General features: G+C 48.5%; 12 protein-coding genes. 3 read left to right on the top strand and 9 right to left on the bottom strand.

Annotation, left to right across the window (positions count from 1 at the left end; translation table 11 throughout):
• Positions 1–52: 52 nt before the first annotated feature.
• From E6C55_RS30175 to E6C55_RS30220, 8 genes are all read right to left on the bottom strand, one after another.
• On the bottom strand, positions 53–940 hold the full coding sequence (locus E6C55_RS30175; protein WP_136373559.1) for a DnaA ATPase domain-containing protein: 888 nt from the start codon (positions 938–940) through the stop codon (positions 53–55).
• Between the two features lie 967 nt (positions 941–1,907).
• Entirely contained in the window at positions 1,908–6,740 is a 4,833-nt protein-coding gene (locus tag E6C55_RS30190; protein WP_168735956.1) for an InlB B-repeat-containing protein, read from the bottom strand.
• Between the two features lie 828 nt (positions 6,741–7,568).
• Entirely contained in the window at positions 7,569–10,178 is a 2,610-nt protein-coding gene (locus E6C55_RS30195) for a LuxR C-terminal-related transcriptional regulator (protein ID WP_136373561.1), read from the bottom strand.
• Positions 10,175–10,375, bottom strand: a complete 201-nt coding sequence (locus E6C55_RS35510; protein ID WP_136373562.1) for an S-layer homology domain-containing protein — start codon at positions 10,373–10,375, stop codon at positions 10,175–10,177. The genes E6C55_RS30195 and E6C55_RS35510 overlap by 4 nt, the downstream gene beginning before the upstream one ends.
• A gap of 26 nt (positions 10,376–10,401) precedes the next feature.
• On the bottom strand, positions 10,402–10,575 hold the full coding sequence (locus E6C55_RS35270) for a ParA family protein (protein WP_330999674.1): 174 nt from the start codon (positions 10,573–10,575) through the stop codon (positions 10,402–10,404).
• A 132-nt stretch (positions 10,576–10,707) separates the two neighbouring features.
• A complete protein-coding gene (locus E6C55_RS30210) occupies positions 10,708–11,856 on the bottom strand; it encodes a recombinase family protein (RefSeq protein WP_230986925.1) in 1,149 nt (382 codons plus the stop codon).
• Between the two features lie 413 nt (positions 11,857–12,269).
• Positions 12,270–12,698, bottom strand: coding sequence for a recombinase family protein (locus tag E6C55_RS30215; RefSeq protein ID WP_168735957.1), 429 nt, complete (start codon positions 12,696–12,698; stop codon positions 12,270–12,272).
• Between the two features lie 156 nt (positions 12,699–12,854).
• Positions 12,855–13,094: a hypothetical protein gene (locus tag E6C55_RS30220; RefSeq protein WP_136373565.1), complete on the bottom strand. Its 240-nt coding sequence runs from the start codon at positions 13,092–13,094 to the stop codon at positions 12,855–12,857.
• Between the two features lie 231 nt (positions 13,095–13,325).
• Between E6C55_RS30220 and E6C55_RS30225 the strand changes: the two genes are divergently transcribed.
• The 3 genes from E6C55_RS30225 to E6C55_RS30235 are packed head-to-tail and all read left to right on the top strand — an operon-like array spanning position 13,326 to position 19,180.
• Positions 13,326–14,423 carry a DNA cytosine methyltransferase gene (locus E6C55_RS30225; protein ID WP_168735958.1) on the top strand — a complete coding sequence of 366 codons (1,098 nt, stop codon included), beginning with the start codon at positions 13,326–13,328 and terminating at the stop codon, positions 14,421–14,423.
• A 3-nt stretch (positions 14,424–14,426) separates the two neighbouring features.
• Positions 14,427–17,537 (top strand): ATP-binding protein, encoded by a 3,111-nt coding sequence (locus E6C55_RS30230; protein ID WP_168735959.1) that lies wholly within the window; start codon positions 14,427–14,429, stop codon positions 17,535–17,537.
• Positions 17,534–19,180 (top strand): response regulator receiver domain, encoded by a 1,647-nt coding sequence (locus tag E6C55_RS30235; RefSeq protein ID WP_136373568.1) that lies wholly within the window; start codon positions 17,534–17,536, stop codon positions 19,178–19,180. The genes E6C55_RS30230 and E6C55_RS30235 overlap by 4 nt, the downstream gene beginning before the upstream one ends.
• Before the next feature lie 136 nt (positions 19,181–19,316).
• On the opposite strand, the gene E6C55_RS30240 is transcribed toward E6C55_RS30235, so the two are convergent.
• Positions 19,317–19,643, bottom strand: coding sequence for a DUF3883 domain-containing protein (locus E6C55_RS30240; protein ID WP_136373569.1), 327 nt, complete (start codon positions 19,641–19,643; stop codon positions 19,317–19,319).
• Positions 19,644–19,771: the final 128 nt, after the last annotated feature.

The raw sequence follows: 19,771 nt of genomic DNA on the forward strand, positions 1-19,771 counted from the left end.
TAACCGAAAAAACCTACAAATATTACTTCCAAATTTATCATGAAAGATTGTGCTACTTATGAAACTTAAAGAAAACTTTGAGTTCTTGAAAAAACCTTGGCATGCTTGAAGGCTCGTGAACGGGCCGTTGATCTGTAGATGCCCGAGAATTGGCGGCAACCTCGCGGCTCGTTGCTGAATCATCTGCCTCGAATATAACCCGACTTGGAACCTCCCCCGTCAACTGCTGCACCGTGCCGAGAATCTGCTGGGTATACCGCGCTTCCAGCCAATCACACGCAAACCTCGTGGGCGAATACACGGTCAGACATCCATCTACCATCACTGCACGGCTGTTATGGAACCAAGTGTCATAGACCGGCTTAGACAACTGGCTGCGGATCACAGACAAGGCATTGCTCCACAAATCATCAGCATCCAACGCAGTCTGCTCTGGCGGTTCATGTTGGTCGGGCAAAATCATAGGTATGACGAGCCCCCACCGTATGTTCAATCGCCCATTCTCTATATCAGTACTCAGGTCATTAGGCGGTGCATCTGAGGCCATGACGACTTGCTTGAAGTCAGAGCACATTCGCCTTACGAGGACCAGTAAATGCTTCCGCTCCTTGGCGTCGGTAAGTTGTTCCACCTCATCCAGCAAGAGCACATCGCATGACTCCAATGCAGACTCCAACGACTCACGGGCATGGAAATAGGATTTAAGCTCATTGGCGGTGAGATAAAGCACTTGTCGCCCAGTATTGAGCTTACCGATCGTCCTGCCTATCGCTTGAAGCAAATGCGTCTTACCCACACCCACAGGACCATGGATAAAGAGAGGATTATAAGCTTGGGCAGGACTCTGTATAACTGCTTCAGTTGCTGCGTAAGCCAAGCGATTTCCAGCATGAAGAACAAAGCTTTCTAGCGTCATTGTATCATCCGTTGTACAAGGCAATGTCGAATCCCCCTAACGGCAATTAGTTAGATCATTATAACCAGGAGTTGGAAAGGAAGCGACCGTGAAAATCTGGCTAAAACGGGCAGATTCGTGAGGAAAGTTTTACAGGAGTCAGACGTATCGGGGTCCTTGCCCACCAAAGGATTGTTTTTCTTAGTGTTGCTGTATAAGTTCAACTGGGCCTACCGATTATCCAATAATACGGTGAAATATTAATAACTGGTGGATTTTCGACACATTTCAAACGACTGCCCGTTTGCCTGGGCAGGGCGCAATTGAAGTTGCTGATTTCATTGGATACCTGAACGCAAAACGAGAACGCGAAGCATTAAAAAATCTCGAATACGCCAGCCTGACCAGCATGGAATTCTGGAATAATTCAGTGGATGATGAGGTTTGGAACAATGTATAGACAAGGAGATATTGTACTGATCCCTTTTCCGTATAGTGACTTGTCTGCAACCAAACAGCGTCCCGTTCTTGTCTGGTCCAACGGCCGCTGATCTCGATGAAGGGCTATTGCGCGCTACGTCTGCTGTCCGTGCGGATAAAGTATATACGTTCTCGAATCAAATTGTTATTAAAAAATTCGGACACCTAAAGCCTTCGCTTTTCACAGAGGTTAAACAGCAATTTATGCATCTGCTCGACGAATGAATTAAGAAGCAACAACAGCCTTTCACCGCTCTACTCAGTGATGAAGGGCTGTTGTTGTGCATCGCGATAACTCGGGTGTTAGGCGCCCCCAATTATTGATCAGTCCGATACAACGAAGCTACCGCTTCTGTATGTGTCATCTGAGGAATAGGAACATGAATCACTCCTTTCACTTACTGCGGACTTTTTTTGATAATGCTTCCCCATCTTGCCTTACACGCCTATCAAGGATTTAGAGTCCTGTTTACGTTTTCAGAGAGCGGTTTATTGTTCCATGCGGCAAGTTCGGTTACCGTCGCCCTTTGACCTACTCCTCTTCGCCGGTTGGACGCTCCACATAGCTATGGACGATGCTGGCCTCCTGGATTTGGCCATACGCCCAGTAGCTTTCCGGCACGTCCGTCCATTTCGGCACCGTCCCGTACAGCGGCCCTCTGCCCAACAATCGATTAAGGATTGTCACCGCTTCGGCGCGGGTCAGCGTCCGGTCAGGGCGGAATGTTCCGTCCACATAGCCGTTCACAATACCCGACGCCGCTGCCCGCTTGATCGCCGCCTCCGCCCAATGGCCGTCAATGTCGACGAAGTCTTCCACGCTGCCGCGTACATTTGTCACAGGTAATCGCACCAGGATGGCTGCCATCTCCGCACGAGTAATCGGCGCTTCCGGCTTGAATCTGCCGTCGGGATAGCCCGACATCATTCCCGTTGCCGTCACTTTGTCGATCGCGTCTTTCGCCCAGTAACCGGACGCGATATCCGTGAAAGTTACGCTGGCTTGCCGGCCATTGACGACGAACAGCCGTGCCAGTATTGTCGCCATCTCTGCGCGGGTCATCGTTCGCTCCGGTCCAAATGTGCCGTTTGGAAAGCCGAAAATATAAGCGCCATGCTCCTCGTCGGTCGACTCGCTCTTCATCTGTATGACCGTAAACGTGCTGAATTTGCTGGTGGTGAACTCGATGCCGGACATGCCGGTTGCATCGTATGCGACAATGTCCCCTGCGACCAGTTCTTTGGTCCCATCGCTATGCTCGATGAAGACGCTCCATTCGCTCGCTTGCCCTTCGTTTAAGGACGCATTACTCAGCGGCAGTACCAGCGTAACAGGAAGGCTCGGCATGTTCGTCTCGATCGTCATCGGCCGGCCAATAACTTCGATGCCGCCGCTGACGGCCTCCTCAAGGACAAACTCATCCGTCTTCGCGCGTTGTTCAATTTCTTTTCGCTCGTCCTCTGCCTTGATAGGCACGACGCGGAAGAATAGATCGTCCGCTGTGCCTTGCAGGGAAGTAGATGGAATACGGATGAGCACGTTGTCCGTGTCGATCTCCATACCGATGCCTCCGCCTGCCAGCAGCCTCGCCGACTTGGCCGAAATCGAGAAGGTTAATTCCGCCACTTCGTCGTTCGGGTCTGGAATGACGATCCGAGCCAAGTCGGAGCCTTCCGCCGTCAACTGCTGGACCGCCTTCGACGCTAGCTCGACCGGAAGCGCAATTTGGTCCGTCTTGCGGCCGCTCGCATCTGTCATTCGGATAATGTTGACGATCGCGACTACCAAGCCGCCGACGCTTTCCACATTCGCCGGGATGATCTCATACTTCGAAGCACTTGCCGAATCCGTCGGAGTAGAGCCGTTCTTTTTGACCTCCCACTTAGCATACAGCGTCACGTCGGCCGTTCCCATGAGGAACGTCGCGCCTGCGGAATAACGGTGGTCGCTGTCGTCCGCCGCCGTGTTCCAGCCAGAGAAGATATACCCCGTTCTCATCAGGCTCCCTGTATTGTCAAGAACTGTTACCGTATCGCCTTCCTCATATTTGTCGTTGTCGACAGGAACGCTGCCGGAAGTAGCCCTGTTGCCGCTATAGGTTACGGTGTACGTCGTGGCCGTTACCGTTGACGTTGTCCATTTCGCATATAGCATCACATCGCCCGTAATCGCCGTGTCGAACGTATATGCAGCGGTCAGATCGCTGTCCGCGTACCAGCCGCCAAACGTATGGCCTGGCTTCGTCGGGGCCGGCATCGGCTCGCCTGCCGTGCCTCCATAGCTCACCGTCTGGTCAGCCACCGCCGTGCCGCCGTCCACGTTGAAGCTCACCGTGTAGCTGTTCGACGTCCACTTGGCGTAGACTGGCGTATCGCCGGTGATCGGCGCGGCAAAGTCAAACGACGTCGTCAGTTCCTCATCCGCGTACCAACCGCCAAACGTATGGCCCGGCTTCGTCGGATCCGGCGTCGGCTCGCTTGCCGTGCCGCCATAGCTCACCGTCTGGTTCGCCACCGCCGTGCCGCCGTCCACGTTGAAGCTCACGGTGTAGCTGTTCGGCGTCCACTTGGCGTAAACCGGCGTATCGTCGGTGATCGGCGCGGCAAAGTCAAACGACGTCGTCAGTTCCTCGTTCGCGTACCAGCCGCCAAACGTATGGCCCGGCTTCGTCGGGTCCGGCGTCGGCTCGCTTGCCATGCCGAGATAGCTCACCGTTTGGCTCGCCACCGCCGATCCGCCGTCCACGTTGAAGCTCACCGTGTAGTTGTTCGGCGTCCACTTGGCGTAAACCGGCGTATCGCCGGTGATCGGCGTGGCAAAGTCAAACGACGTCGTCAGTTCCTCGTTCGCGTACCAGCCGCCAAACGTATGGCCCGGCTTCGTCGGGTCCGGCGTCGGCTCGCTTGCCATGCCGAGATAGCTCACCGTCTGGTTCGCCACCGCCGTGCCGCCGTCCACGTTAAAGCTCACGGTGTAGCTGTTCGGCGTCCACTTGGCGTAAACCGGCGTATCGTCGGTGATCGGCGCGGCAAAGTCAAACGACGTCGTCAGTTCCTCGTTCACGTACCAGCCGCCAAACGTATGGCCCGGCTTCGTCGGGTCCGGCGTCGGCTCGCTTGCCATGCCGAGATAGCTCACCGTTTGGCTCGCCACCGCCGTGCCGCCGTCCACGTTGAAGCTCACCGTGTAGTTGTTCGGCGTCCACTTGGCGTAAACCGGCGTATCGCCGGTGATCGGCGTGGCAAAGTCAAACGACGTCGTCAGTTCCTCGTTCGCGTACCAGCCGCCAAACGTATGGCCCGGCTTCGTCGGGTCCGGCGTCGGCTCGCTTGCCATGCCGAGATAGCTCACCGTCTGGTTCGCCACCGCCGTGCCGCCGTCCACGTTAAAGCTCACGGTGTAGCTGTTCGGCGTCCACTTGGCGTAAACCGGCGTATCGTCGGTGATCGGCGCGGCAAAGTCAAACGACGTCGTCAGTTCCTCGTTCACGTACCAGCCGCCAAACGTATGGCCCGGCTTCGTCGGGTCCGGCGTCGGCTCGCTTGCCGTGCCGAGATAGCTCACCGTTTGGTTCGCCACCGCCGTGCCGCCGTCCACGTTGAAGCTCACGGTGTAGCTGTTCGGCGTCCACTTGGCGTAAACCGGCGTATCGCCCGTAATCGGCGCGGCAAAGTCAAACGACGTCGTCAGTTCCTCGTTCACGTACCAGCCGCCAAACGTATGGCCTGGCTTCGTTGGAGCCGTCGGCTCCGTCGCCGTGCCTCCATAGCTCACCGTCTGGTTCGCCACCGCCGTGCCGCCGTCCACGTTGAAGCTCACCGTGTAGCTGTTCGCCGTCCACTTGGCGTAGACTGGCGTATCGCCGGTGATCGGCGCGGCAAAGTCAAACGACGTCGTCAGTTCCTCGTTCGCGTACCAGCCGCCAAACGTATGGCCCGGCTTCGTTGGAGCCGTCGGCTCCGTCGCCGTGCCTCCATAGCTCACCGTCTGGTTCGCCACCGCCGTGCCGCCGTCCACGTTAAAGCTCACGGTGTAGCTGTTCGGCGTCCACTTGGCGTAAACCGGCGTATCGCCCGTAATCGGCGTGGCAAAGTCAAACGACGTCGTCAGTTCCTCGTTCGCGTACCAGCCGCCAAACGTATGGCCCGGCTTCGTCGGGGCCGGCATCGGCTCGCCTGCCGTGCCTCCATAGCTCACCGTCTGGTCAGCCACCGCCGTGCCGCCGTCCACGTTGAAGCTCACCGTATAGCTGTTCGGCGTCCACTTGGCGTAGACTGGCGTATCGCCGGTGATCGGCGCGGCAAAGTCAAACGACGTCGTCAGTTCCTCGTTCGCGTACCAGCCGCCAAACGTATGGCCCGGCTTCGTCGGGGCCGGCATCGGCTCGCCTGCCGTGCCTCCATAGCTCACCGTCTGGTCAGCCACCGCCGTGCCGCCGTCCACGTTGAAGCTCACCGTGTAGCTGTTCGCCGTCCACTTGGCGTAGACTGGCGTATCGCCGGTGATCGGCGCGGCAAAGTCAAACGCCGTCGTCAGTTCCTCATCCGCGTACCAGCCGCCAAACGTATGGCCCGGCTTCGTCGGGGCCGGCGTCGGCTCGCTTGCCATGCCGAGATAGCTCACCGTCTGGTTCGCCACCGCCGATCCGCCGTCCACGTTGAAGCTAACCGTATAGCTGTTCGGCGTCCACTTGGCGTAAAGCGTCGTATCGCCAGTGATCGCCGTAGCAAAGTTAAACGCCGTCGTCAAGCCGCTGTTCGCATACCAGCCGCCAAACGTATGGCCCGGCTTCGTCGGGGCCGGCGTCGGCTCACTTGCCGTGCTGCCATAGCTCACCGTCTGGCTCGCTACCGCCGTGCCGCCGTTACTCACGAAGGTGACAGTCGGCCTCGCTAATTTCATCACAGTGGCTTTGGCTTGAATATTATCCGAATAGGCGACATAGGGAGTGCCGCCTTCCACATAGAGCGATATGTAATTGGCAAGTCCTGCCGAAAATCCAGCGTTTCCCACCGTCTCCCAGCTCGCGTTCGTTTCGTTGTATTTCTTCACCGTCGCTGTGTTGGAATACCCTCCATCCCTATAGGCCAAATAAGGAGTGCCGTTATCTACAAACAACGACGTAAATAGGGCAGAGCCTGCCGAAAATCCGGCGTCCCCTACAGTCTCCCACCCCGTGCTCGCGCTTGTGCTCGTGTCGTCGTATTTCTCCACCGTCGCTTTGTTCGAATTCCACCCATCCTTATAGGCGAGATAGAGGATGCCGCCTTTCACATAAAGCGACGTGTATTGATGATTGGGGCCTGCCGCAGCCTGGGTGGTTCCAACCTCATTCCAGCTATCGCTCGTTTCGTTGTATTTCATCACGAACGGTTTTGCTAAACCACCCACATTCCCTACAAAGGCCACATAAGGGATGCCGCCATCTACTTGAAGCGATATGTAAGAGGCAGTTCCTGTCGAAAACCCGGCGTTCGCAAACCCGGCGTTCCCAACTGTCTCCCAATCCGTTCCGTTGTACTTCATAACCGTCACTTTAGAGGAATTCCCCGCATCCACATAGGCCACATAGGGGGTTCCGTTATCCACATAGAGCGACGTGTAGCTTGCCACGTATGCCGAAAATCCGGCATTTCCCACTGTCTCCCAGCTCGTTCCATTGAATGTCATGACCGTCGCTTTGTTGGAACTCCCATCCCCCATAAAGGCGATATAAAGGGTGCCATTATCCATATAGAGCGACGTGTAATCGGCATCGCCTGGCGAAAACCCGGCGTTTCCCACCGTCTCCCAGCTCGTTCCATCGTATTTCATGACGGTGGCTTTGTTGGAATTTTGAATATCCCGGTAAGCCACATAAACGATGCCATGATCCACAACCATCGAATTATATCGGACACTGCCTGCCGAGAATCCCGCGTTGCCTACTGTCATCCATCCTTCGCCTTCCGCATAAACATGACCTCCCCCCGACGTAAACCACTCGGAACTGCCACTAATCAGCATAAGCATTGCGAGAATCATCATTCCGGTTTTTTTCCACATGCGTATCATTTCTTGCCTCCCCGCTTCCGCTCCGTATTCCGTCCCTGTCCCAAAAGCTCCGATACTCTCTATTATAAAAAAATATCGAACCGCAAAAAAACTACCCCCCTGTATAGATTGGAGGGAAGCTTCGAATGAACGCTGAAGTCAGAGACCCAACGATTCGCCTTTTTGAATCGCTTCCGGGCGGGTTCTCACCTCGAGCTTGCTATAAATATGGTTGATATGCGATCTGACCGTGCCATAGCCGATCTGAAGCCTTGCCGCGATCTCCTTGTTCGTCAGCCGTTGCGCGATGAGTCTTAAAATTTCGATCTCTTTTCTGGTCAGAAGCAAGGGCACATCTGCCGACTCTCCTCCGTTCGTCCGATTTCTCCCGAAGGCAGCCAATATCCGGCGAGCATAATTCAGGGAAGGAGTGGCTCCTTCCTGCATCCGGGGCCACGCTTCGATCAGCTTCGCGAGCAGTTCGGCCATCGTCTCGCCCGCATCGACGTAGGCGCGAACAAAACCTTGCGCCTCGGTAGCGTGCAAATGCTGTTTCAGCCGGATTAGCGCTTCATCGGTTCGTCCCGTGAGATGCAGCAAAACGGTCTGCATCACGCCGACTTCGACCCGAATGTACCATCGATCCGCCGCTTCCGCGGCGGCTGCAAGCCTGTTCGCCAGCTCCCGGGCTGGCTCGTACCGCTCCTGATAAATAAGGAAGCGAACCAAATATTGATATTCAACAAGGCGCGATGCTGCAACGGGATCGTTCTCCGTGAGCCGATACATGCGCATCCACGCTTCGACGGAGCTTGAATCGCCTTCGCGCAAGGCCAGCCATGCCCGCTCCGCATCGCAATAGATGAGCGTTGTCGCCAGTCCCAGATCGATAAGTTCATGTCTGGCGCTCCGCAGCAGCTCCTTCGCTTCGTCGTATAAGCCCCGGGCCTGCTGAATTCGGGACAACAAGAGACGGGAAGGCAATACAAGCTCAAGCAGCATAGGATTGGATAGATCGGTCGATCGAATCGCTCTTCTGACGTTTTTCTCGGCTTCATCCAGTTCGTTGAATTCATAATAGCCTTCCGCCAGACAAACGAGCGACGAACCGGCCAGCCCCGCCTCATCAAAGGTTTCAATCATTTGATTAAGGAAGGAGACGAGAAATTCCTTGACGATCATTTTGCCTGGATGTTCCTTCGAAATGGAAGGCTTGCCGGCCAGCCTCGATTGTCGCGCGAAAACCAACCGGGGTCCCTTGGGCCTGTACTGCTTGGACAGGTTCATGTAATGGATCACCTGGTTCTGGTCACCGAGCACGAGAGCCGCATGAAGCATTTTGTTGAAATAATAGCTCGCCCAGAAGTCGTTCTTGCTCTCCTCCGTCCACCCTCTCGCCGTACCCTCGTAATGCTTCTCCGCGTAGCTCAGCAATCGATCCGCTTTGGCGGCCTGCTCTTCGCCGAGCAGCAATAAATGAATATACGAGAAATACAGAAAAGGATACTGCAGCAGGATCGGCTCGGGGATAAGCGCGAGCTGAGTGCATAGCCAATCGGTATTCATTCGCAGCAGCATCTTGGCCGTCGTCTCTTCGAGCAGGCCGACCGACCGTTCGTAAAGCTTGCCGGTCAGGTAATATTCAAGCGCTTCCTCCAGATACCCGTCCGCTTCGCACGACCGTCCCGCCGCTTCGAGCAAGTAGGGGATGCGATCGGGATTCGTTCGCAGAAGACGATTGTACAGAAACTCCGCAAAAAGATGATGGAACCGGTACCAGCCTCTACGGTCGTCAAGCGACACCATAAAAAGCTGGGCCCGCTCAAGCTGCTCAAGCATCTCTTGGCAGTCGTCGAAGCCGGTCAGGGCGCGGCACAGGGAGGCGTTCATCCGCTTCAGAATCGAGCAGTCCATCAGAAGCTGCTGAATCGGCTCGCTCTGCCTGTCAAAGACCTCCTCCATTAAATACTGCTCGATCAGAAGGGACGCCCCGGTAAATTTTCGCAGCAGCATGGAAGGGTTGTCCTCGACTCGAAGGGATAAAGCGGCCAGCTTCATGGCTGTAATCCACCCTTCGGTTCTCTCCAGCCATTCCTCCTCTTCCTCCTCCGGCAACGCAAGCGCCATGCAGGTCCGATAGAACTGTCTTCCCTCGCCAAGAGTGAAGCGCAGGTCCGGCGTATCCAGCCGGCTCATCAACTGGCGGCTTTGAAGTCTCGCCGTCGGGAAGGGAAGCTCTTCTCTGCTGACGATCGTCAGGTGAACGCTCTCCGGCATATATTCGATGAAGTAGGCTACGGAAGCAATCAGGTTGTCGTCGGTAAGGGTATGAAAATCGTCCAGAATGAGCGCAACCGGCTTGTCCAGCGAATGAAGCTCGTTCAGCAGCATCGTCAGCGCCAGCTCGTATTGCGCAGGCTGAACGAGCTTGAGAACGGCGTCCGTCCGCTCCCGGAAGCCGGGATGAAGCAAATCGATCGAGGCGATGACGTAGTGCCAGAACCGCTTCAGATCGTTGTCTCCCCGGTCGATCGAGAACCATGCGGGCCGTATGGCGGCCTGTCGCGCCCAATGCTCCAACAGAGTAGACTTGCCGAATCCCGCAGGCGCGCAGACTACCGTAACATTATTCCTTAGACCTTGATTCAATCGGTCGATCAGCCGCGAGCGTTGCACCGTCTCAGTCGTTTCCCGGGGGATATGGATCTTTGTTGTCAATATGGGCATTACGACGAGCGAATCGATCGGATCTTGTTCATCGTCTCTCATAGACCGCTCTTCTCCCTTTTCTTAACTGCAGGATTCGACAAAAGGATTCGACAAAAGCGGGTTAAATTCCTCCTTCGGCGAAAACAAAGAAGTTTGTTGATTAACGTCACCGCCTCCACTCGGGTTAGCGTCTGATTCGGACGAAATGTCCCGTCGGCATATCCTCTCATGATGCATTTGGCGGCGATGTTCACCATTTCCGCCCGCGTGATCTTGCTCCCGTTTAAAGCCGGAAATAATTTTTCACCAGCACTGTGACTAGTACCGATAGACTATCCGGTTCGTGGAATCCTAACGAGTCCGTCAGGTTGCCTTGCGCATCCGCATCTACCAGCAATACCTTTTTCCCATCGGCGGAAGCACTCGAAGAACGAAACGTATAACTTCCGCCTGACAAGCGCAGAAGTGCCTACGGGACCGCCGGGAACGGTCCAAAACGTTTTCCCAATCCGGAGAGAACGTCGCGGGAACCCGCCACGAGCTGGACATGTGTGGAGTGCTTAATATTGACGTAAATACAGGGGGCGAATTACGCCCCCGCAGACAACGGATTTCCAAAATTATAGTGGATAATAATTCTACCATCCAACTCAATCTCGATACGTTCGATTAAACGTTGAAGCACTTCGCGAAGGGCTTCCTCGTCATCCATCTGTAATTCCGCAAACCGCCTGACTTCTTCCCTGAATTTCTGCATAAGCCGCTCACTGGCTTCACCTTGATTCAGAACCGCCTCCAAGATTGCCGCTCTTGCTTTCAAAGCTTGTTGCTCGTCCTTTAAAGCAGTATTGCTCATCTGGAACGTATCATCGTTAATCATTTTCCGTGTCAAGGCGCGAACCAGTTCCAACTGCTCTTGTTGGAGCTGCTGCGACTTCTTCTGGATCGCATTCAGTTCAGACACGGCTTGGTTCGATTTTTCAATCGCCTTTTTGAGCGCCTTCTCCACCAAAGAGTCCCGATCCAGTGCGTTCACTGACAATTGACGCAAATCCGCTAAAACAGACTCCTTTAACTCATCATGCCGAATGAAATGGGAAGGGCATCCTTTTCTGCCGCGCTTCTGATAAGTAGCGCAAACATAGCCTTCGCGGTCATTCTTATAATTCATCCCTTTGCCGCAATGAGCGCAGTATGCAAGGTGGGCAAACAACGATTTTTTACCTCGACCACTAAACCCTGTTCTAGCTTTAACCGCCATCCGATCCTGCACAGCGGTAAACTCTTCGTGTGAAATAATCGGAGGATGCGCATTCTCTACGACAAACCACTTGCTTTCATCGACTTGCTGACGCAGTTTGTAGCCCTTCTCCTGATGGAACAGTTTATTGCTCCTGTCCACGCTCGAACGCCCTTGTACCAAGTCTCCAGTATAATGGCGATTTAGCAATATAAGCTTAACCGCTGTCTCATGCCAGACACTACCCGCATTCTTAGCTCCGGTAAGCCTCCTCGGAGAAGGAATCTTCTTGTCGGTTAGATAGTTAGCGATCTTTTGCCAACCCCAACCTTCATGCAAATACAGGCGATAAATCAGGCGCACCTCTTGTTTGAGACGGGCTTCAACTTTCTCTTGTCTTTTACATAAATCACCATTTCCCGATAAATCCGCAGCGGCTTTCGCATGCTCAATAAACCGCCCATCGAACGCAATATGTAGCCATTCTGGATAAGGCATTTTCTGCACCGCGATCCCTCCCTCGTAAGCGTTTGTTGCATGTTACCTTGGGTGCGTTTTTTGTGCAAGTAGGAGAAATGGGAGGATAAAGGTAAGCTGGCGACTTAGAATTTCGCTCCGCAATTCGCACTTAGAATTCGCGGATTTTTTTGTTTTAGCGGTGAAAACGCCATCCGCACCCCGGAATTTTATGAATAGAAAAACGAAAAGAATATTACAGTTAAAATCAGTAGCACACACTGTAGCCGCACCAAAACCCCGTTATAGGCATACCGTATCCGGCGATTTTGATAATTGCTTCTACTGCGTCATAATCACCCCGCCTACGCCCATAGTAGAGAAAAAAGGGCAGACAAACCGGGAAGAGCGAATCTATATCCGCACCCTCTCAATTTGCTGCCCGATTCCGGCACTTACTTCAACTTGTTCATAAACCGCTGAAAGTGAACCCATTGATAAAATTCCAACAGGGTCGTATTACCACTGCTCGTGTCGACTAATCCATCCAGCGAGATCAGAAACTTCCCTCCGGACGAGATCACTTCGCCCAGTTCATATCCGACCTCTACGTCACCAAAGAGTCGCCATATTTCGGTGACAAGAATGGCGTCAAATCTCTCGCACCGCATATCTGCTATGAGTGTACTAAGCCCCGGACGATCACGATATGACACTTTAGCCGAGCAAATGTCGAAGTATACGTCAGAGATAGTACCCCAACGCCCTACCTTTGTTTTTAACGTCTGAAGCTGCGACAGGAGCGAATCGCTTCGCTCTTCACCATTTCTGTCCTCTTGAATGTACAGTGCCACCCTATACGATGATGGGAGTTTTACGTTCATACGAATATCACCTTCCATGAGTAGGATTGCCGGACCTGTTCGTGACCGACAATTAGCATAAACCCTACTCACAACATCGCAACCGCCAAGAGCTGGAAATATCCCGGAACATCAAAAAAGCTCAAGCTATCTAACGGCTCAAGCTTGCACCTGATATTAGTTTTTTACGTCCTTACGCCATTCCGCGATTAGGTCATCGCGCATCGCCCTCAAACTCTGAATTTCTTCGATGATTTGCCGGCGTCGCTCCGGCATCGTGCCGACTTTGCCGTGTTCTATAGCAAGTTTACAGTGAAGTCTCGCGATGGACAAAAGCATCGCTGTTTTTAAGTAATCCAGTTTGAGCCCCCTCAGTGTACTATGTGGATAACAAGAACCAGAGAAAATAACGGTCATTTAGCCCCCCTCCAAGCAACAAGTTTGTTGCATGTTAACTTGGTCGGGAATAGTTCGCAAGCATTCCCTTTCGAACGCATTTACAAATTTAGTAAATTCTAAGTTGATGTTCAATAAGGACGACAACTTATGGTAAAATTGATCCATGTGGAGGGGCAGATTCCCCAACAGATCTGAACAGAATAAATTTTCATGATAATATAGCATGTTAGGGACTGGATGGTAGTCGAAATGGCATTTACTTGTATTGAAACATTTTGTGGTGCTGGTGGTCTTGGCGCAGGACTAAAAAAGTCCGGATTTAAACTACTATGGGCATTTGATAAGAATGAACAAGCAGTAACAACATATAAAAATAATATCTCAACAAAAGCTTCAGTCGAAGATGCTGCCAAGCTTAAACCTGAAATTTTATTAAAATTGGCTGGAATAAATAAACGAGAATTAGTTTTGCTTTCGGGAGGACCTCCCTGCCAAGGATTTTCCCGACAAAAGCGTGGCGGAGAGAACGGTGATAAAAGAAATCGCTTAGTCGTAAAATACATCAGGCTGGTTCAAGGAATTGAGCCTTTATTCTTTTTATTAGAGAATGTAGACACATTTAAGAAAAAAAGAGGAAAAGCGTATTTAGATTTATTGAAAACTGGGCTTGAAAACCTGTATGAGATTCATGTTAAGGAGATAAACTGTGCAGATTACGGCGTACCACAACTCCGAAAAAGAACAGTGGTTGTCGGCGTACGCAAAGATTTGGGGATCGAATATAAATTTCCTACTCCAACTCATACGAATAACTGGGTTACAGTTGGCCAAGCGCTAAAGGGGATTCCTGAGCCACCTGATGATGGAAGTGAGCACCCTAATCCTAATTATCCCAATCATTGCGTGCCTAAGGTAACGAATATCAACCTTGAACGAATCAGTTACGTCCCGCAAGGAAGCGGGAGAAAATGTTTGCCGCGAAGACTACAACTGCCATGCCATAAAAAGAAAACAGGATGGCCCGATGTTTATGGGAGAATGGCAACTGATAAACCAGCGCCCACAATTACCGGAGGATTTGATAATTTTACACGCGGAAGGTTCGCTCATCCATATCACAATAGACCTATAACCGCTAGAGAAGCCGCAATACTACAAAGTTTTGATAATAACTATAAATTTTTCGGAAACAAAGGTCAGGTAAGGCAACAAATTGGGAACGCTGTCCCCCCATTACTGGGAAGAGCATTAGGAAAATCTATTATTGATGCAATCCGATTAAAAATGAAACAGCAAGAGGAAATAGCTCCAGTAACATCATTTTTGGAAGTTGCGATTGGAGGATAAATGATGGCTAGATTCCGAACAAAAGCAAGAGCTGTAGACTTACTAGGCAAGCAACAAATCAGAGATGAAATTACCGCTGTATCCGAATTGCTGCGTAATTCATACGATGCCGATGCAATGGAAGGCCTGATCCATATTGATTCCGTTAATAATTATATTATTGTTTGGGATGACGGAGATGGGATGGACGAGAAAGATATAATTGAAAATTGGTTGACTATCGGCACTTACTCTAAAAAGACGAAAAATATAAAGCCTAGTCAGAAACAACGGATCAAAATAGGAGAAAAAGGGATAGGGAGACTGGCAATATCTTTGCTCGGCGATCAGTTATTACTTATCTCGAAAAAACGTGGCGTTCAAACCTGGGTCCTTCTGTATTTACATTGGGATCTATTTAGAAATGAACGTCTTTTTATGGAAGATATCGAATTGCCTCTCAGGACATTTCAATCTTTTGATCTAATGAAGGAATTCCTTGCAAACAATATCATCGATATAAAATTAGATCTACTAAAAAACTTATCCGACGAAGATAAGTGGGACTCTGAAACTGCTGCAAAAATTAGGCTTGAAATAAATGATTTTCGAGTAGATGATGCATCATTGAGTCGCTTGCGTTTAAATGAACGGCGCGGCGGCGGTACTTTATTTTATATCAGCAACTTAGAAAATGACTGGGATTGGAACGTTTATTTGACTCAAGTAGAAGATGAAAGTCGCAAAGAGAGAAGGTTACGATTACAAAATGTGCTGGTTTCTTTCCAGAACCTTATTGATCTCTTTGATCGCAAAGAAAACGAAGACGACGATAATAAGTTTCTACCGAAGTTGCACATAAACGGGCATAAATTGGAAAATGAATCTTGGTTTAATCCAGACGATATTCAGTTATTTGACTACGCTTTAAAAGGAACAATTGAGAATGGACATTTCTCCGGTCAAGCTGTAATAAAAAGCATAAAAAATGCTGAAACACATGAAATATTACATCAACAACTCTCCTCTGGTATTCACACAAGCAACATGGTGGATATTGGTCCGGTGCATATAAAATGGTTTTTTGTAGAGGGCACAAAAGATTTAACTGCTCTTACTCCAGAACAACACGATATGATGATGAAGAAATTATATGATTCCGGGGGAATTTACGTTTTTCGTGATGGGCTTCGAATACTTCCATATGGAGAAGCCGGTAATGACTTCCTTAAAATTGAAGAACGACGTTCAAGGGGTGCTGGTTACTATTTATTCAGCCACCGTCGCATGTATGGCTACATGGAAATTAGTAAATTAAAGAACCCAAAACTGATAGATAAATCAAGTAGAGAAGGTTTTGTCGAGAACAGCGCTTTTGAATATTTTCGCGCGCTTGCCATAAATCTCTTAAAATGGTGGGCTACAGAGTTTCTTGAAACCAAGCTAAAAGATCTAGGCAAGCGGGGAGTCAGAAACCAGAGATTAAAAAATGAAAGAGAACAAGCAGTAAAAGCACTCGAAAAGCAGCGGGAAGAAGAAAGACGAGAGCGTCAATATTTTAAAGATTTAGAGAATGAATTGTCAAGTTTTGATGATACCTTACTTAAAACATTCGGTAGCATTATAAATGAGATCAATGATCGAATACACAAAAAAGAAGCAGAAATTACATCTATTTCGAGCAATAAAATTTCTGTTACCGAAATTCTTGATAAGCTTAATTTTGAAGTATACCGCATCGCAGAAAAAATAGAAAATATTAGGATCTCTTATAATTTGAGGTACTATCATTCTCCAGAATGGACTGACAGAATTGATGGAGCTCATCTTCGCTTAGCGAAAACCAAAAGCGAAATACATAAGCATATCGATGTGGAAATTGAATCAATAAAACAGAAATTAAAAGACTTAGACGAACATGCAGATGATGAATCTACAGATGATACAGACTCCTTAGAGATACAAGCTAGATTAAATCACGCCCTTCAATGGATTAAGGAAGGAATCCCTTCTCTTATCAACCATTCCGTAGAGTTGCAAATGAAGGAGTTCGAAGAAGTGGTAGAAGCATTTGCTGAGGAATCGTTGGAAGCATGTCGCAAGCATATTCTCAAGGAATACTACCACCAACTCTCTCCCGTTCTGAGCAACTCCCAGATCAAATCTCACGATTTGGAAAATATGTTGAATACATTGACCTCTCTCGACTTTTTTTTCGATCCACATGGTAATCATTCTGAAGCATTACGTTTGGTAGAAGATTTTGAAAGACTGAAAGAATCGGCCCAACAAGAAATTTTAAGTATACTTAATGATAACGAAAGAATTGCTTTGGTTAAGGAAGCAGTATCGGCGGTTACGGGGTTGAAAAATAAAATTGCTCGTGGAGATAAGACATTCTCTGACGACGCATATATCGGTTTGTTAAAACAAGAAGTAAATATGTATCGTGAATTGTCTGCAGTCGGCTTAGCCGCAGAATTGACTAGTCATGAGTTCAATGCTCTATACAAAAGTATACGTGATCAGTTGGGATTGTTACAAAAATCTTTGGCAAATACGAGTATTTTACCTGTAGTCGAAAAAACAGGGGCCGCCTTCCGCTCTCTTGAGAGACTACACCAAAGGATGAATCCTCTGTATCGTCAAGTTAGAGCACGAAAACAGAGCATAAGCATCAAATCCTTTTTGGAAAACGTACTGGAGTATTTTGAATCCGATTTAGAACGCTATTCAATATCCACTGTCATAAAAGTAAGCGACGAGTTTTCAATAAGGGAAACAGACTCCATTTTGTTCACGCCACTTGTTAATTTGGTATCCAACTCCATTTACTGGATGCTAAATAGCGAAAAAAAACAGTTGCACTTTTATACTGATAAAGAAGAGCGCTGTCTTTATGTACATGATTCAGGCTCAGGAATTGAGCCACGTGACCAAGCGCATATATTTGATCCTTACTTCACCAGAAAAGCTGAAGGCAGAGGTTTAGGACTATTCTTGTCAAAAGATATCCTTGAATCACGGGGACATCAATTATATTTAGTTGAACCAGGGCATGAGATTTATCCTCTCGGTGGTGCATGCTTTTGCATCGAATTCAGTGAAGAGTCGAGAAAAGAGGGTCTGCTATGAGTATCCAAGAACAGATTGTAGGAATTGTGAAAAGGTATTTTGACAATGCCGTCATCATAGATGATGAACTTGAATTTGAACAACAAAGACTTCCAGAAATAAAGGATGAGGAATTAGGATTTATTCCTGATGATGTTGATATCATAGATGATGTTGCCCCCGCATCTATGAAGGGACAACTACCTGCAAATGAACAACCGGGTGAGTTATTTCATGAATTGACCAAAGAGGGAATTGTAACATTTCCATACAAATATCAAAGAACAGCCGATGAGCTTCAACTTAGATGGTTGTCCTCCATATTACGAAATGCAAAGCTCCTTTTTTTGGATTGGAATCTGGAAGAAGCTAAGGCCGGCTCCAGCTCCGTTGCTGGTACCGCGTCCTTGAAAATTATTGAAGAGTATTCCAAAGTTCGATCCGGATTAAAATGTGCTGTTATTTACACTCAGGCTGACTGTTCAGAAGTATTGGAGGAAATATCTTCTCATTTTGAAATAGTTGATAAAAATGCTTACTTTTTTCAAGAACGTAATGCCGAAGAAGGCAATTCTTTATTCGGATTTGTTATGAATAAAGAAATACAACCTTCGAATATTATGGAGATCATTGGATCAATTTTATTAAAGGATAAGAGCATATCATTGCATATTTTGGACAGTGTACATCGTTTGGAACAAAGCATTTCTAATGTTATGCATCGTTTTAATGCACCTTTCGAAAAAGTAATATTTACGCAGATGATCTCGTCTGAAATAGATAGCAATGATATCCCAGCGTTTTTGGACGACACTTTACTTTCCGATGTGTTAACTGAGCACTCGAAGATTTCTGCAACAAATTTTCTATTTCAATCGAAGAAAACAGAGATATTACAGACATTACTGCAAAGACCTATCGAACAGCAAGAAATCGAATCCTTCCATGCCCTCATCACTCTTAAAAAGAAGGACCTTATAGTAAGAAAACTTTTGGACTCTACTTTCATGAGCAATATTATCGAACTATTGCGCAATCACGAATTAGATTCTATAGCTACATTGAAGGACGAAATAATGAGGATTTCAGCCAATCAATTGAATGATGAACACATTCGAGATATCATTCTTGTCCTTATGCTGATAGATGGATTCAGGAAAAATTCTAGTGATTTCCAAAAAACATTTCAAAAACAGACTTATTATTTGACTAAATTGATGAAATATTGTAAGACGAATTCTGATCTAATCGACACAGGAAGTATATGGAGCATGGTTGATGAGAAAGGACAGTATATGCTTTGCATTACTCCTTTTTGCGATACCTACCGTCCTGAAAAAGTAAATCATATTTATAAATTTATTGTTGGAAGGGCAACCTCTCCAACAGAAAAGTTACTAAATAATAAAGACACCAACTTCGCATTTATTAGTGTACCCTTGGAGGAATCCAAATCTCTTGTTTTTGTCAAATGGGAGTTCTACAATGTTGTATCCATGGATGGAGCCAGTGCTCTACAAAAGATGCGAAAGATTACAACATTAAAAAAAGAATATGTGCAAAATATCATTAACAGATACATAGGTTATCAGGCACGAGCAGGCGTTAATGAGCTATTTTATAAGGAATCGTATCGTTCACATTTTGTCGATCTTCTATCCTAAGTAGAAAGGTCGGAGAGATTATCTTGCATATAGTTCTTTAAGTTGTACCTAAGTTAAGAGTATAATTTTCTAATCTTCAACCTCGATATTACATATGAATGTCATGCAATCTTGGCTTCCATATGTAATATCGACTTCATAAGCTAAGCAGGTTATTAATTTCAGATTGAGAAACTGACCAATTAATCTGAACAGATGTGAAAATATTCTTATTCGCACTAATTTTTCCACTTGGATTTTGAATAATATTAACTTCTGCCTCATCATTTACATTATGAACAATAACTAAGTAATATTTGTCTGTTTTCTCCTTAGCCACCTGCCACTCTTTATTAGTAAACATCACTCCCCCAGTATTTCCACCTAATCCCTTCACCTCTATGTATGATCTTAACTCCCCATTTAAAATCTCAAAGTCATAGCCACAACCCCTTTCTCTAGTATCAACAAGAATTCCGTCCATAGTGTCGCCGCTCACTTCCGTTGACGGAAGCAGAGCGGCGATTTTTCATATCCACTGACGGAGCGAGTTGGCTATAATTGGCGGAGGGGCAGCGTGAGATTACCGACAATCATAGGGGGTACGGCGGA

The organism is Cohnella fermenti, assembly GCF_004801405.1.
Taxonomy (GTDB): domain Bacteria; phylum Bacillota; class Bacilli; order Paenibacillales; family Paenibacillaceae; genus Cohnella; species Cohnella fermenti.